We start from the raw sequence: 12,584 nt of genomic DNA on the forward strand, positions 1-12,584 counted from the left end.
CTAGGTAACCTAGTAATCTATTTCTCAACGGAGTTTTCGTTGAGGGAGAGATCATGGGACGTCTGACGTACGGCAACACAGCAACGCCGATCGAGCTCGACGATCGGCTGATGACCCACCTGCGGCTCGTGATCGTGACGAAGCTGCGACGCAATGAGTCGTTCCCGCTCACGCTCGCCATGGGAGACGGCGTCGCCGAGACCATCTGGGTGCACGCGTCGATTCCCCTGCGCTTCTCCATGTCTCAGGAGGTGGATGTCGATCGCGCGCTGGTGGTGGCGATGATGAACGCCGCGAGCTCCGCGGGAGGCCTCGACCTCACGCGCGACGAGTTCGCCCGGGTGGTCGGCGGCTCCCGCACCCTGCACGCGATGAGTGCGTGAGCCATGTCTGCACGCATCAGGAACGCCGCCAAGGCCGTGACCAATGCGCGGATGCGCTCGGCATCCCGGCCCCGAGGGCTGTGGGTCGAGGTCGATCCCGGCTTCCACGTCGGGAACGACCGCAGGCAGTTCCTCGGGTCGATCACCGGGACGCCCCGCGAGGGCTTCCGGGCGTTCGGGGCGCAGTCCGATTTCATCGGTCAGTTCGATCGCCTCGACGACGCGAAAGCCGCGGTCGCTGCGGCGTCGGTGGTCACCGAGGATGCCGCCCAGGTCGAACCGCTGCTGGGCTGAGTGCGCAGAGGTGCCGACCGCGGGGTCGGAAGGGTGATTTTCGGGGACGCGCTCAGGCGTGTAGCGTCGTTGCCATGACTTCGATCGAATCGATTCGACGCCCCGCCGCCGACCGGGCGACCCGTCGTGCACGGATCGCAGTCTCCGCGCTGTTTCTCACGAACGGCGCCCTGTTCGCCAACATCCTGCCGCGGTATCCCGAGATCAAGGCCGCTCTCGAGCTAGACAACGCCGGCTACGGTCTCGCGATCGCCGCCTTCCCTGCCGGAGCCATCGCCGCCGGGCTGTTCGCCGCCGTGCTGATCCGCCGATTCGGTTCGGCGCGGATCGCCGTGATCGGCACGATCGCCACCGGCCTCGGGTTGCTCGCCGCAGCCCTCGCACCCTCGGGCATCCTGTTCGCCGTCGCCCTGCTGCTCGGCGGGGCATTCGATGCGATCACCGACGTCGCGCAGAATGCACACGGACTGCGTGTGCAGCGGCGCTACGGCCGCTCGATCATCAACTCGTTCCACGCCATCTGGTCGATAGGCGCGGTGCTCGGTGGAGGCATGGCTGCGGCGGCGATCGCCCTGCAGCTGCCCCTCGGCGTTCATCTCGGCATCTCGACCGCGGTGTTCGCGGCGGTGGCCTTCACGGCGCTCTGGTTCTGCCTGCCCGGGCGCGATGAGGAGGCGGATGCCGAGGCGACGGCCGACCCCGTCGAGCTGCAGACCGTGGTGCGTCGTGGCGTGAGCCCGCGGACCGTGATGATCCTCATCGCCCTCACGCTGATCGCCATGGCCGGGGCGATCGCCGAGGATGCCGGCAACTCGTGGGCGACCCTCTACCTCAGCGAATCGCTCGGCGCCGCCGCCGCGGTCGCGCCCCTCGGGTTCATCGCCCTGGTCGGGGCGCAGTTCATCGGACGGATGCTGGGAGACGGCATGACCGACCGTTTCGGCCAGCGCGCCGTGGCCCGTGTCGGAGGCCTGATCGCCGCGGGCGGAATGACCCTCGCGCTCATCTTCCCGAGCGTGCCGGGAACGATCGCCGGATTCGCCGCCGTCGGCTTCGGCATCGCGACGCTCATCCCGGCGGCCATGCACGCGGCGGATGAGCTGCCGGGCCTGCGAGCGGGTGCCGGCCTCACGATCGTGTCGTGGCTGCTGCGCCTCGGCTTCCTGCTCTCGCCGCCGTTCGTGGGCTTCATCGCCGACACCGAGAGCCTGCGGGCCGGGTTGATCGTGGCGCCGGCGGCGGCCGTGGTCGCGGTGCTGCTCGCCGGCGTGCTCGAGAAGCGTCGCCCGCGGGGGTAAGTGGCGAGGGCGAGCTCGCACAGCGCGACGGCCACCACTTCGGGGGCCGACACGCCACTTGCCGAACCGTACGCGGTTAGGGGGCCGACAACTGGTGTGTCGGCCCCCTAACCGGTGGTGTCCGCAGCCCGGGCGGAACCTCAGAGGGCGGTGTAGCCGCCGTCGACGAGGTGGTAGCTGCCGGTGATGAAGCTGGCGGCGTCGCTGGCGAGGAAGGCGATGAGGTTCGCGACCTCATCGGCCTGGCCGAGACGGCCGATCGGGTGCTTGCTGACGAGGAACTCCTTCGCAGCGGCATCCATGCTGGCGAGCAGCGGGGTGTCGATGAAGCCGGGGCCGACCGAGTTCACGCGCACGCCCTGGGCGGAGTACTCGAGGGCCGCCGACTTGGTCATGCCGACGACCGCGTGCTTGGCGGCGACGTAGGCGGGGGAGCCGGCGAAGCCGACGCTGCCGAGGATCGAGGCGATGTTGACGACCGAGCCGCCCCCGTTCGCGAGGATCGAGGGGATCTGCGCCTTCATGTTGCGGAAGACGGCGTTGAGGTTGATCGAGATTACCTTGTCCCACGCGGCGTCGTCGTATTCGGCGGTGGGGGCGGATGCTCCGCCGATGCCCGCGTTGTTCACGCCGATGCGCAGCGGGGCGAGCGTGTTCGCGAGCTCGACGGAGCTGGCGATCCAGTCGGTGTCGGTCGCGTCTCCGACGGATGCCTCGGCGGTGCCGCCGGCGGCGCGGATCTCTTCGACGACCGCGTTCGCGTGCTCCGCGTTCAGATCGTTGACGACCACGGCTGCGCCGTTGCGGGCGAGCAGCAGTGCGGTCGAGCGGCCGATTCCGCTGCCTGCTCCCGTCACGATCGCCGAGCGGTTCGAGACGTCGTACTGAGCCACGAGTGACTCCTCTTCCGGACGGGCGCGGTGCCGGGAGATCTTCTCGGACGGTCCGTCCTCGGCTTCCAGCCTACGCCTCCGGGGAGGAGATGGATTCGCCTGAATGAATCTCGGCCGGTCGATCCAGGGCCCGGATCGAAGCGCGCTCGATGACAGGCATCGGGATCAGCACGGCGTCGAGCGGGCGCTCTCCGAGCAGCATCTCGACCGCCGTGCGCCCCATGACGTCGTAGGGGAGTCGCGCGGTCGTGAGCCCCGGTCGCTGGAAGCCGGCGAGCTCCTCGTCATCGAAGGACGCCACCGAGATGTCGTCCGGCACCCGCAGTCCGCGCTCCGCGATCGCCTGATACGTGCCGAAGGCCACACCGTCGTTGCCGGCCAGGATCGCCGTGATGTCGGGGTGCGCGTCGAGCATCTGCAGCGTGCGCGTGTATCCGATGTCGGGGTTCCACTCGGGCACGTCCATGATGAACGGCGCGACGCCGGCCTCGGCGAAGGCGGCGCGGATGCCGTCGAATCTCGGCCCGATGGTCACCGAATGCAGGGGCGACGAGACCGCATGCGGGTTGTTGCCGATCACGCCGACGCGGCGATGGCCGGCATCCGTGAGCAGACGCGCCATCGCATGGCCCGCGGTTCGCTCGTCGGGGAGCACGGAGGGATGCCCCGTCGTCGACGTGCCGTTGACGATCACGACCGGCACGTCGGCGGGAGTCTCGGGCACTTCGATCACGCGGGCGCCGAGGAGGCCGATCAGGATGCCGTCGACCCGGCGGTCGATCATCGCCTGGATCTCATCCGAGATGGTCGCGTCGTCGCCCTCCGTCTCGGCGATCAGGACGGTGTGGCCGTGCTCCTTCGCCGCGGACAGCAGACCGCGGATCATCTCGGAGGCGTAGCGGGTCACGGTGATCTGATCAGAGATGAAGCCGAGGGTCTTCGTCCTTCCCAGGCGCAGGCTCTGGGCAGCGGGATTGGGCCGGTAGCCGAGTTCTTCGGCGGCGGCGCGGACCCGACGTGCGGCATCGGCGGAGAGCCGCGAACCCGGCCGGTCGTTGAGGATCATGCTCACGGCGGTCTTCGACATGCCCGAGAGCGCGGCGACGTCGGCGAGCGTGGGCCTGCGATCGACGTTCTTCGGCACCGGGATCCTCCTGTCGTGGCGTCTCCAGCTTAGGCAGTGCCGGCGCTGCCCCGGAACCATGCGGGTTGAATTGATTTAGCAAAATCGTTGCAGCCGCACATCGACGATGCTAACCTCGGCGATGCTGAATCAATTTAGCTTCGACGCAGGGACTCTCATCCCTCCCGGCGAAGTCATTCACTCAGGAGAGAACATCGTGGTTGATCTCACTCGCAGGGCTCTGTTCGGCGCGATCGGGCTGGGTATCGTCGGCACCGTCGTCTCGTGGCCGAGGCTCACCGGCTCAGACATCCCCGGGCGCGGCACGGACACGCTGACCGTCGCCCTCTTCGGCACCGCGCAGGACGCGGTGGCGCGTCAGGCGCTGGTCGACGGCTTCCAACGCAAGCACCCCGGCATCTCGGTGCGCATCGTCGCGATCCAGGGGCAGGACTGGAGCGAGTACTTCGCCAAGATCCTCACGATGATCGCGGCCGGTACGCCACCCGATGTCGTCACGGTCGCGACAGAGGGGGCGCAGCTCTTCGCATCGCGCCTCGCGCACCCGCTCGACGCCTATGTGCGTCGCGACGCGACGGAGATGCAGGAGTACTTCGACGACGTGAACCCGACCCTCATCGAGGCGTTCATGTATCAGGGCAGCCTGTTCCAGATGCCCGACAACTTCAATGCGGCGAACGTCTTCTACAGCACGAAGGCGATGGAGCGCGCGGGGCTGGAGCGCCCTGCCGACAACTGGACGCTCGAGGACTTCCTCGGCACCGCCCGCGCGATGAAGAAGAGCGCGTCGGGACAGTTCCTGCCGTACTTCTGGAACAACAGGCTGTGGGGCGGTGTCGTGCCCTGGCTGTACGTCAACAACACGAGCTTCCTCCGTGAGGAGAAGGCGACCGGCGGCGACTGGTTCTGGGACCGCTTCTACCCCGACCAGCCGGCCCGCAGCGGAGGCTATGTGTGGAAGCAGCCCGACGCACTCAACGAGCACGCCGTCGAGAGCTTCTCGGTGCTCGAGCGCATGGTCTCGGAGGGTCTTGCCGCGAACCCCGCACAGGGCGGCGGGAACGAGCTGGTCTCCCTGTTCTCCACGGGCTCGGTCGGGATGACACCCGCAGGAGGCTTCTGGGTCCGCGGCCTCGAGGAGGCGGGCGTCGCGAACGACGCCTACGACGTGACCTACTTCCCCCGGATGGCGGGGCAGCGGCACCAGTTCGGAGCGGGAGGCTACGCGATCATGGAGACCTCGCCCCGCAAGGACGAGGCATGGGAATGGCTCAAGTACTGCGTCTCGGTCGAGGGCATGACGATCGCGCACCCGCGACCGGACTCCTCCCTGCCGCGTCGCTCGCTCAACGCGAAGCTCTACGGCGCGGGGGTGGGGCCTGCGCACTGGGAGGTCTTCTACGACACGCTCGACAAGTTCCCCGACACCGGTCCGATGCCGGCGCCTCCTCAGCAGGCCGCCGTCGAATCCGCTCTGCTCAAGAACGTGGTGTCGACCATCACGAACGGCCCATCCGGCGTCCGCCGAGGGCTCGAGACCATGCAGCGAGATCTCGAGCTCGCGCTGGGGGGAAACTGATGTCCGAGAACACCACCCGCACTCTCACCGTGCCGCCCGGATCCCGGCGCGAGACCGGCACGGTCGCCCGGTCGGGGCGATCCATCATCTGGGTGTTCCTGGCTCCCACCCTGATCGGTCTCGGCCTGTTCAACTTCATCCCGATCATCGGGTCGTTCGTCCTGGCCTTCTTCCGCTGGGACATCATCTCCGATCCGGTCTTCGTGGGATTCGACAACTTCGTCGACCTGGCCGCCAACCCGACCGTGAGCGTGTCGTTCCTGAACACCATCGGATTCGTCGTCGTCGCCGTGATCCTGCAGCTGGCGGTCGCGCTGGTGCTCGCGGTGCTCGTGCAGTCGAGGATGCCGAGCTGGCTGCGCACCTTCTTCCGTTCGGCGCTGTTCTTCCCGCTGATCCTGTCGGCGGCATCCGTCTCGCTGATCATGGCGTACCTGTTCAATCAGGAGTTCGGCCTCGTGAATCAGACCCTCAACCTGATCGGCATCGCGGATGTCGGATGGCTCACGACCGGACTCGGCGCGAAGGTCGTGGTGCTCCTGGTCTACGTGTGGCAGAACTTCGGTTTCACGTTCCTGCTCTTCATCGGCGGGCTCGCCGCCATCCCGAGCGAGGTCTACGAGGCGTCCTCGCTCGACGGTGCGGCGGGGTGGACCCAGTTCCGCATGATCACGCTTCCCCTGGTGAGTCCGACGCTGCTCGTGGCATCGGTCATGGCGATCATCAACGCCCTGCAGATCTTCGACCAGCCATGGGTGCTGACCCGCGGCGGCCCCGGTGACGAGACCCGCACCGCCGTGATGGTGATCTACGAGTCCGCGTTCCGACAGCTCGACTTCGGTGGCGCGTCGGCCATCGGCATCGTGCTCACCCTTCTCATCATGCTCGTCACGGCCATCCAGTTCCGGCTGAGCCGCCGATTCGTCTTCTACGGGTGAGGCCCATCATGACAACGACAGTGGTTACGAAGCGCTCCTGGCTCTACACCCTCGGCACGGGAGGCAAGTTCGCCCTGCTCGGGCTCGCTGCCCTGCTGACCCTCGGGCCGGTCGTCTGGACCCTGATCACGGCCATGTCGCCGACCGACAGCGTGACCCAAGAGGTCAGCGTGGGGTTCGGCGCCTTCGCCGACGTCTTCGCCAAGATCCCGATCTGGCTCTACGCGTGGAACAGCGCACTGGTGGTGCTGCTGGTCGCCGCCGGCCAGATGCTCTCCGCCGCGATGGCCGGCTATGTCTTCGCGAAATACGAGTTCCGCCACAAGAAGCTGATGTTCGCGCTGATCCTCGCGACGATGATGGTTCCGCTGCAGGTGACGATCGTCCCGGTGTTCATGCTGGTGAGAGGCATGGGGCTCGCCGACACACTGCTCGCGCTCATCGTGCCTGCGCTTCCCACCGCGTTCGGCACCTTCCTGATGCGGCAGTACTTCATGGGCATCCCGACCGAGCTCGGCGAGGCCGCCGAGCTCGACGGGGCCGGACCCTGGCGCACGTTCTTCGGCGTCTATCTGCCGCTGGCCACCCCCGGGCTCGCGATCGTCGGCATCCTCGCCTTCAACTACCACTGGAACGAGTTCTTCCGACCGCTCATCATGACCATCAGCGACCAGAACTTCACGCTGCCGCTCGGCCTGGTCACCCTGCAGGGCAACCTCGGCACGGGCAGCGTCTCGACGGTGCTCGCCGGTGTGATCCTCTCGATGATCCCCGCACTCCTGGTGTTCTTCTTCGGGCAGAAGCCTCTGCGCGAAGGACTCACGGCGGGCGTCGGCAAGTGACGCCCGCCCCCATCAAGTAGAAAGACGACTGCCCCGGTGACCCCCACTGACCTCTCCCCGGTCCGCACCACTCGCCCGCGACTGCACTTCGCTCCGCGCAACAACTGGATGAACGATCCCAACGGACTCGTCTTCCATGACGGCCTCTACCACCTGTACTTCCAGTGCAACCCGCGCGGAGTCTCGCACGCGGACGTGAGCTGGGGGCACGCCACGAGCACAGATCTCGCGCGATGGACCGAGCACGACCCGGCGATCCTCTGGGACGACACGGCGCAGATCTACTCCGGCTCCGTGGTGGTCGATCACGGCAACACCTCAGGATTCGGCACGGCCGAGGCTCCAGCGCTGGTGGCGCTCTACACGGCGGCTGCCGTCGGGCACCAGGCGCAGGCTCTCGCCTACAGCACCGACGGCGGATACGTCTGGACGAAGCATCGGGGCAACCCCGTGCTCGACCGGGGCACGAGCGACTTCCGCGATCCGAAGGTGTTCCGCTACGACGACGGGACCGACGGGTACTGGGTCATGGTCGCGGTCGAGGCCGAGGACCGCCAGGTGCTGTTCCACCGCTCCGACGACCTCACGACGTGGACCTATCTGTCGTCCTACGGCCCCGCCGGCCCCGTCGGCGGGGTCTGGGAGTGTCCCGACATGTTCCGGCTCGCCGTCGACGGCGATGACGATGACGTGCAGTGGGTGCTGCTCATCAGTCTCAACCCGGGAGGGATCGCGGGCGGCTCGGGAACCCACTACGTGGTCGGTGACTTCGACGGCACGACCTTCCGGCCGACCACGCCGCTCCCGACTCCCGATCCCGAGCTGCTGGTCGACCGCAGCCAGTCGCGCGGCGAGCTCGAATCGTACGACTGGATCGACTTCGGCCCGGACTGCTACGCCGGCGTCACGTTCGACGGCCTTGCCGAGAACGAGCGCACGCTGATCGCCTGGATGGACAACTGGCGGTATGCCGGCAGCATCCCCCACGACGAATCCTCCGAGTACCGCAGTGCGATGACTCTGCCGCGCAGGCTCTCGCTCACCCGCGACAGCAACGGCGTGGCGCGTCTGCGGCAGGCGCCGGCGATCGAGGTCGGACCCGATGAGGTCACCGAGCTCGGCTCGCTGGCGGGTCGTGTCGCCGTGGCCATGGAGCGGGGAGATGCCGGGGGTGTGGATGCTGCGTCGGCGGATGCGGTGCGGATCCGTGTCACGGCGACGTTCGGAGACGCCGACAGCGTCGTACTGCGCATCGGGGACGGCGAGACCGGGGAGGTCGTCGTCCGGCAGAGCCGGGGGAGCGGGCGCATCGACGTCGTCCGACCCGATGTGGTTCCCCCCGCGGGGGTCGGCGCATCGATGTCGATGCCCGTCGCGCGTGCGGGCGAGATCGACTGGGAGATCTGGATCGACACGCTGAACGACCGAGTGTCGTCGCTCGAGCTGTTCGCGGAGGGCGGCGACCGGGTGCTCACCGCGTTGATCCCCGCCTCCTCGCAGGGCATCTGTTCGCTGGAGGTCGCGGGGGGAGCGGTGCGTGAGGCGCGCGTCGCCGTCGCTGAGATGCCGAGCTGATGTAGCGCACATCCAGCAGCGGTCACGGGAGAGTCATCTACCCACCGCGGAATACCCCGAGAGGGTATACGCTTGTTCTTAATACCCCCTAGGGGTACTAAGACGAGGGATGGAGACACGATGACGAAGAACGAGTTCCAGGTGACGGGCATGACCTGCGGCCACTGCGAGATGTCGGTGCGCGAAGAGGTCTCCGAGATCCCCGGTGTCGAAGACATCCAGGTGAGCGCGCAGACCGGAAAGCTCGTCGTCACCGGCTCGGCGTCGGTCGACGACGCGCAGATCCTGGCCGCCGTCGCCGAGGCAGGCTATTCGGCGGTGCGGACGGCATGAACGCCGGCGCACGGCTCGGCCTCTTCGGCACGGGCCTCGTGGTGGCGTTCGGCGCGGCCTTCGGGCTCGCCGGCGTCATCGTTCCCGCGGGCGCGGTGAGCGATTGGACGAAGGGGGCGGAAGTGAACGAGCACGCTGGTCACGTCGAGAGTGCTGCCGGCGCGGATGACGCGGCGGGTGCCGCTGCAGACGACCTGACGGGGCTGTCGCTCGGCCTCGACGGATTCGCGATGTCGGCGGTGTCGGCCCCGGCATCCCCGGGCGAACCCGGCGAGCTGGCATTCCGGATCGAAGACGTCGCCGGCACTCCCGTCACCGACTACACGACCGCGCACGAGAAAGAGCTGCACCTGATCGTGGTGCGCTCGGACGGGAGCCAGTTCCGCCACGTGCACCCGGCGCTCGACGAGGCCACGGGAACGTGGTCGCTGCCGTGGGAGTGGACGGAAGCCGGCACCTACCGCGTCTTCGCGGACTTCACGCCCGCAGGTGCCGATGCCGCATCGCTCACTCTGACTCGCACGGTTCAGGTGGCGGGAGCGTTCGCACCCGTCGCGCCGGAGCCGACCCGTGTCGCGCAGGTCGGCGGCTACACGGTCTCGGTCGACGGGGATCTCGAGGCGGGCGCGGTCGGTGATCTCACTTTCACCGTGACACGCGACGGCAGACCGGTCACCTCCTTGGAGCCGTATCTGGGGGCCTTCGGCCACCTCGTCGCACTGCGCGACGGCGACCTCGCCTACCTGCACGTGCACGCCGCGGGCGACGAGCCCGCAGCGGAAGAGACGTCGGGACCCGAGATCGCGTTCGCCGCAGAGGCGCCGACCGCGGGGCGGTATCTGCTGTACCTCGACTTCCAGGTCGACGGCACGGTGCACACGGCCGAGTTCGTGCTCGATGCCGCTCATGCACGGGGCGTGATCGGCACCGAGGGCGATCCGCACGACGACGGACACTGACCGTCGAGCCTCGCCCCTGCCGCAGCTGATCGCTGCGGCCCACAGCTGCAAGCCAGAGAAGGAACGAACATGAGCACGTCAGCACCTGCGAACGCGGGGACCGGAGTCGAGCTGGAGATCGGCGGCATGACCTGCGCCTCCTGCGCGATGCGGATCGAGAAGAAGCTGAACAAGCTCGAGGGTGTCGTGGCGACCGTCAACTACGCGACCGAGAAGGCCAAGGTCACGGTGCCGGAGGGTTACGACCCGGCCGCGCTGATCGCCGAGGTCGAGAAGACCGGGTACTCGGCGTCGATCCCCGCCCCGAAGGGCTCGAAGATCGATGCCGGGTCAGCCGGGGACGCCGACTCGGACCCTGAGCTGCGGTCGCTGCGCAACCGGCTGATCGGCGCGGTCGTGCTGACGGTGCCGGTGATCGCGATGGCCATGATCCCGGCGCTGCAGTTCACGTACTGGCAGTGGGCCTCGCTCGCGCTCGCTGCCCCGGTGATCCTCTGGGCTGCGTGGCCGTTCCACCGGGCCGCGTGGATGAACCTCAGGCACGGCAGCGCGACGATGGACACGCTCATCTCCCTGGGCACATCGGCGGCGTTCCTCTGGTCGCTGTACGCGCTGTTCTTCGGCACGGCCGGCACGCCCGGCATGACGCACCCGTTCGAGTTCTCGCTCGCCCCGTCAGACGGGGCCGCGAACATCTATCTCGAGGTCGGCGCCGGCGTGACGATGTTCATCCTCGCCGGGCGGTACTTCGAGAAGCGGTCGAAGAAGCAGGCGGGCGCGGCCCTGCGCGCGCTGCTCGAGCTCGGTGCGAAGGAGGTCGCCGTGCTGCGCGGAGGGGTCGAGACGAAGATACCCGTCGAGGATCTGCAGGTCGGCGACGAGTTCGTCGTGCGGCCGGGCGAGAAGATCGCGACCGACGGCGTGGTGGTCTCGGGCACCTCGGCCGTCGACGCGTCGATGCTCACGGGTGAAGCGGTGCCGGTCGAGGTCGCCGAGGGTGACACCGTCACCGGCGCCACGACCAACGTCGGCGGGCGGCTGGTGGTTCGTGCGACCCGGATCGGCTCCGACACCCAGCTGGCGCAGATGGCCCAGCTCGTCGAGGACGCTCAGACCGGGAAGGCCGAGGTGCAGCGTCTCGCCGACAGGATCTCGGGCGTCTTCGTGCCGATCGTGATCGTGATCGCCGTCGTCGCCCTCGGTGGCTGGCTCGGCGCGGGGTTCCCCGTGAGCGCGGCATTCACCGCGGCGGTCGCCGTGCTCGTGATCGCGTGCCCGTGCGCGCTGGGTCTGGCGACGCCGACCGCGCTGCTGGTCGGCACCGGGCGCGGTGCGCAGATGGGAGTGCTCATCAAGGGGCCGGAGGTGCTGGAGTCCACCCGCAGGATCGACACCGTCGTGCTCGACAAGACCGGCACGGTCACCAGCGGCAGGATGACGCTCGTCGACGTGGTCGTCGAGCCCGGCACCGACCGCGCGGAGCTCCTGCGACTGGCCGGTGCTCTGGAGGATGCTTCGGAGCACCCGATCGCCCAGGCGATCGCCAAGGGCGCGACGCAGGAGGTCGGGACTCTGCCGACGCCCGAGGACTTCGCGAACGTCGAGGGCAAGGGAGTGCAGGGGATCGTCGACGGGCACGCCGTGCTCGTCGGCCGGATCTCGCTCCTCGCCGAGTGGTCGCAGGCTCTGAGTCCCGAGCTCGCCTCGACGAAGGCCCTGGCCGAGGGCGAAGGAAAGACCGTCGTCGCCGTGGGCTGGGACGGGCAGGCGCGCGGCATCCTGGTCGTGGCCGACACGGTGAAGCCCAGCAGCGCCGAAGCGATCGCCGAGCTGAAGGCGATCGGGTTGACGCCCATCCTGCTCACCGGAGACAACGATGCGGTCGCCAGGCGGATCGCGGCCGAGGTCGGTATCTCCGAGGTCATCGCCGAGGTCCTCCCCAAGGACAAGGTCGACGTCATCACGCGGCTGCAGCGCGAGGGCAAGATCGTCGCGATGATCGGCGACGGTGTCAACGACGCCCCCGCGCTCGCTCAGGCCGACCTCGGCATCGCGATGGGCACCGGGGCGGACGTCGCGATCGACGCATCCGACATCACCCTGGTGCGCGGAGACCTGCGCAGCGCGGTCGATGCGATCCGCCTCTCGCGCAGGACGCTGGGAACCATCAAGACCAATCTTTTCTGGGCCTTCGCCTACAACGTCGCGGCGATCCCGGTCGCCGCGCTCGGGATGCTCAACCCCATGCTCGCCGGTGCGGCGATGGCACTGTCGAGCGTCTTCGTCGTCGGGAACAGCCTGCGCCTGCGCGGGTTCCGGAGTGTCATCCCGCGGTGACGGGGGCCA

Annotated in this window: 12 protein-coding genes; 10 read left to right on the forward strand and 2 right to left on the reverse strand. The window is 68.3% G+C overall.

What is annotated here, in order from left to right; all coding sequences use genetic code 11:
• Positions 1-53 precede the first annotated feature (53 nt).
• The 3 genes from QMA07_RS15185 to QMA07_RS15195 all read left to right on the forward strand — a co-directional run bounded on the left by QMA07_RS15185 (position 54) and on the right by QMA07_RS15195 (position 1,975).
• Positions 54-383: a hypothetical protein gene (locus QMA07_RS15185; RefSeq protein WP_290163326.1), complete on the forward strand. Its 330-nt coding sequence runs from the start codon at positions 54-56 to the stop codon at positions 381-383.
• A 3-nt stretch (positions 384-386) separates the two neighbouring features.
• A complete protein-coding gene (locus tag QMA07_RS15190) occupies positions 387-677 on the forward strand; it encodes a hypothetical protein (RefSeq protein ID WP_290163327.1) in 291 nt (96 codons plus the stop codon).
• A gap of 74 nt (positions 678-751) precedes the next feature.
• Complete coding sequence (locus QMA07_RS15195) at positions 752-1,975, forward strand: MFS transporter (protein ID WP_290163330.1); 1,224 nt, start codon at positions 752-754, stop codon at positions 1,973-1,975.
• Between the two features lie 140 nt (positions 1,976-2,115).
• Here the strand turns inward: QMA07_RS15195 and QMA07_RS15200 are convergent, their stop codons facing one another.
• Together QMA07_RS15200 and QMA07_RS15205 are read right to left on the reverse strand one after the other, a co-directional pair.
• Positions 2,116-2,868: an SDR family NAD(P)-dependent oxidoreductase gene (locus QMA07_RS15200; RefSeq protein WP_290163332.1), complete on the reverse strand. Its 753-nt coding sequence runs from the start codon at positions 2,866-2,868 to the stop codon at positions 2,116-2,118.
• Positions 2,869-2,938: 70 nt separating this feature from the next.
• A complete protein-coding gene (locus QMA07_RS15205; RefSeq protein ID WP_290163333.1) occupies positions 2,939-4,012 on the reverse strand; it encodes a LacI family DNA-binding transcriptional regulator in 1,074 nt (357 codons plus the stop codon).
• Between the two features lie 196 nt (positions 4,013-4,208).
• On the opposite strand from QMA07_RS15205, the gene QMA07_RS15210 reads away from it, so the two are divergent.
• From QMA07_RS15210 to QMA07_RS15240, 7 genes are all read left to right on the forward strand, one after another.
• Positions 4,209-5,591, forward strand: coding sequence for an extracellular solute-binding protein (locus tag QMA07_RS15210; RefSeq protein ID WP_290163335.1), 1,383 nt, complete (start codon positions 4,209-4,211; stop codon positions 5,589-5,591).
• Complete coding sequence (locus QMA07_RS15215) at positions 5,591-6,529, forward strand: sugar ABC transporter permease (RefSeq protein ID WP_290163337.1); 939 nt, start codon at positions 5,591-5,593, stop codon at positions 6,527-6,529. Before QMA07_RS15210 ends, QMA07_RS15215 begins: the two co-directional genes overlap by 1 nt.
• Before the next feature lie 8 nt (positions 6,530-6,537).
• A complete protein-coding gene (locus tag QMA07_RS15220; RefSeq protein ID WP_290163339.1) occupies positions 6,538-7,371 on the forward strand; it encodes a carbohydrate ABC transporter permease in 834 nt (277 codons plus the stop codon).
• Positions 7,372-7,407: 36 nt separating this feature from the next.
• Positions 7,408-8,946, forward strand: coding sequence for a glycoside hydrolase family 32 protein (locus QMA07_RS15225; RefSeq protein WP_290163341.1), 1,539 nt, complete (start codon positions 7,408-7,410; stop codon positions 8,944-8,946).
• Between the two features lie 120 nt (positions 8,947-9,066).
• Complete coding sequence (locus tag QMA07_RS15230) at positions 9,067-9,279, forward strand: heavy metal-associated domain-containing protein (RefSeq protein ID WP_290163343.1); 213 nt, start codon at positions 9,067-9,069, stop codon at positions 9,277-9,279.
• Entirely contained in the window at positions 9,276-10,238 is a 963-nt protein-coding gene (locus QMA07_RS15235; protein WP_290163346.1) for a heavy-metal-associated domain-containing protein, read from the forward strand. The genes QMA07_RS15230 and QMA07_RS15235 overlap by 4 nt, the downstream gene beginning before the upstream one ends.
• Positions 10,239-10,307: 69 nt before the next feature.
• Entirely contained in the window at positions 10,308-12,575 is a 2,268-nt protein-coding gene (locus tag QMA07_RS15240) for a heavy metal translocating P-type ATPase (RefSeq protein ID WP_290163348.1), read from the forward strand.
• The last annotated feature ends 9 nt before the right edge of the window (positions 12,576-12,584 follow it).

It is taken from the genome of Microbacterium sp. APC 3901, assembly GCF_030407765.1.
Lineage (GTDB): Bacteria > Actinomycetota > Actinomycetes > Actinomycetales > Microbacteriaceae > Microbacterium.

Excerpts from the sequence above, each read along its gene's own strand:
- QMA07_RS15235 (WP_290163346.1), top strand. The coding sequence starts at position 9,276 with ATGAACGCCGGCGCACGGCTCGGCCTCTTCGGCACGGGCCTCGTGGTG.
- QMA07_RS15185 (WP_290163326.1), top strand. The coding sequence starts at position 54 with ATGGGACGTCTGACGTACGGCAACACAGCAACGCCGATCGAGCTCGAC.
- QMA07_RS15230 (WP_290163343.1), top strand. The coding sequence starts at position 9,067 with ATGACGAAGAACGAGTTCCAGGTGACGGGCATGACCTGCGGCCACTGC.
- QMA07_RS15220 (WP_290163339.1), top strand. The coding sequence starts at position 6,538 with ATGACAACGACAGTGGTTACGAAGCGCTCCTGGCTCTACACCCTCGGC.
- QMA07_RS15195 (WP_290163330.1), top strand. The coding sequence starts at position 752 with ATGACTTCGATCGAATCGATTCGACGCCCCGCCGCCGACCGGGCGACC.
- QMA07_RS15190 (WP_290163327.1), top strand. The coding sequence starts at position 387 with ATGTCTGCACGCATCAGGAACGCCGCCAAGGCCGTGACCAATGCGCGG.
- QMA07_RS15240 (WP_290163348.1), top strand. The coding sequence starts at position 10,308 with ATGAGCACGTCAGCACCTGCGAACGCGGGGACCGGAGTCGAGCTGGAG.
- QMA07_RS15215 (WP_290163337.1), top strand. The coding sequence starts at position 5,591 with ATGTCCGAGAACACCACCCGCACTCTCACCGTGCCGCCCGGATCCCGG.